Genomic DNA, 2020 nt, shown 5'->3' on the forward strand with positions numbered 1-2020 from the left:
CGCGGCCAGTCACGCTCAACGTGTTCGCCACGCTGGCCCACGACCGGGGGCTGTTCTACCGCTGGCTGGCGTTTGCCGCGCGCCTCATGCCCTACGGCAAGCTGCCGCGCGCCGACACCGAGCGCGTGATCCTGCGCGTGGGCTACCGCACCGGCTCGTGGTACGAGTGGGTGCAGCATGTGCGGATCGCCCAGGTCGCCGGGCTCAGCGCCGACGAAATCGACGACCTGCAACTCGACAACGCGCCTGGCTGGACGGACCGCACCCGCGCCCTGATGCTGGCCACCGACGAGCTGATACGCCAGCATCACCTGGGCGACGACGGATGGCGCCGGCTGCGCACCCACCTCAACGACAAGCAGTGCCTCGAGTTCTGCATGCTGGTGGGCCATTACGCGATGCTCGCCATGACGCTCAACACCTTGGGCGTGGCGGTCGAGCCCGCCTACGAAATTCCGCTGGTGCCGCGCTGATCGCGACCGGCCCAATTTGATGGAGTGACACCATGACTGCAACCCACATCCCGACCATTCCGGCCGATCGCCTGCCGGCCCTGCTCGCGGCCATGCCCAAGGCCGAGCTGCACATCCACATCGAAGGCTCGCTCGAGCCCGAGCTGATCTTCGCGCTCGCGCAGCGCAACGGCGTGAGCCTGCCTTACGCCAGCGTCGAGGCGCTGCGGGCGGCGTATGCCTTCACCGATCTGCAAAGCTTCCTGGACATCTACTACGCCGGCGCCTCGGTGCTGCTCAAGGCGCAAGACTTCGAGGACATGGCCTGGGCCTACTTCCAGCGCGCCGCGGCCGACAACGTGGTGCACGCCGAGCTGTTCTTCGACCCGCAGACCCACACGGCGCGCGGCGTGCCGTTTGCCGTGGTGATCGAGGGCCTGACGCACGCCGTGGCGCGCGCGAAGGACGAGCTCGGCATCAGCGCCTCGCTGATCATGTGCTTTCTGCGGCACCTCAGCGAAGACGAAGCCTTCGCCACGCTTGAAGAAGCTTTGCCCTATCTCGACCGTTTCATTGGTGTGGGGCTCGATTCGAGCGAGCGCGGTCACCCGCCCGAAAAATTCGCCCGCGTCTTCGCGCGTTGCCGCGAGCTGGGCTTGCATCTCGTGGCGCACGCTGGCGAAGAAGGCCCGCCCGAGTACATCTGGAGCGCGCTCGATGTGCTACACGTCGAGCGCATCGACCACGGCGTGCGCAGCCTCGAAGACCCCAAGCTGGTCGAGCGGCTGTCGCACGACGGCATCGCACTCACGGTGTGCCCGCTGTCCAACATCAAGCTGTGCGTGTTCAAGGACATGGCGCAGCACAACCTGGCCAAGTTGCTGGCGGCCGGCCTCAAGGCCACGGTCAATTCAGACGACCCGGCCTACTTTGGCGGCTACATGAACCAGAACTTCACCGAAACGTTCGCCGCGCTGCCGCTGGGCGCGCCGCAGGCCTACGCCCTGGCGCGCAACAGCTTCGAGGCCAGCTTTGCCACGCCCGCGCAGAAGGCGGGCTGGATCGAGCAGCTCGACGCCACGTTCGCGAAATTCGCTGTCTGATCCGGCGGGGTCAACCCGCCGTCGCCAAGGCCTGCGCCAATTCGCCCGCGGCGGGCCCGAAAGCGTAGGCATCCATCGCCAGACAGGCGTGGTCCACGCTGGCGTGAATGCGCTGCGGCACGGCCTGCTCGCCGCCCGCGCCGGCCGCGATGTAGAACGGCAGCCAATGCTCGTCGGTCGGGTGCATGGCGTGCGCGTGCGGCGCCTGGGCCCGGTAGTCGAGCAGGGCGGGCCAGTCGCGTGCCGTGGCGCGGTCCAGCACCCATTGCCTGAAGGCGGCGCAGTCGGGGTCTTCGGGCGCATCGGCCGGTGCTTGCGAGGTGAAGAAGCGATGCAGGTTGTGCGTGAGACTGCCGCTGCCGATCACCAGCACGCCTTGCTCGGCCAATGGGGTCAGGGCCTGACCCACGCGCCATTGGTCGGCCGGCTTGGCTGAGGGCACGAGCGAGAGCGGCACCACCGGCA

At 67.9% G+C, this 2020-nt stretch carries 3 protein-coding genes; 2 read left to right on the plus strand and 1 reads right to left on the minus strand.

Features of this window, described 5'->3' with window-relative positions:
• Window positions 1-473 (plus strand): carboxymuconolactone decarboxylase family protein (locus tag ACE3SS_RS15610; protein WP_374595525.1); only part of this gene is annotated, 473 nt, incomplete at its 5' end.
• Window positions 474-505: 32 nt separating this feature from the next.
• Window positions 506-1555: an adenosine deaminase gene (locus ACE3SS_RS15615; RefSeq protein ID WP_374595527.1), complete on the plus strand. Its 1050-nt coding sequence runs from the start codon at window positions 506-508 to the stop codon at window positions 1553-1555.
• Window positions 1556-1565: 10 nt separating this feature from the next.
• Here the strand turns inward: ACE3SS_RS15615 and ACE3SS_RS15620 are convergent.
• A partial coding sequence (locus ACE3SS_RS15620) for a class III extradiol ring-cleavage dioxygenase (protein WP_374595529.1) occupies window positions 1566-2020 on the minus strand: 455 nt, incomplete at its 5' end.

The organism is Aquabacterium sp., assembly GCF_041915145.1.
Classification (GTDB): domain Bacteria; phylum Pseudomonadota; class Gammaproteobacteria; order Burkholderiales; family Burkholderiaceae_C; genus Aquabacterium.

Bases quoted from the DNA above. Each gene is read 5' to 3' on its own strand.
- ACE3SS_RS15615 (WP_374595527.1), top strand. From the start codon at position 506: ATGACTGCAACCCACATCCCGACCATTCCGGCCGATCGCCTGCCGGCC.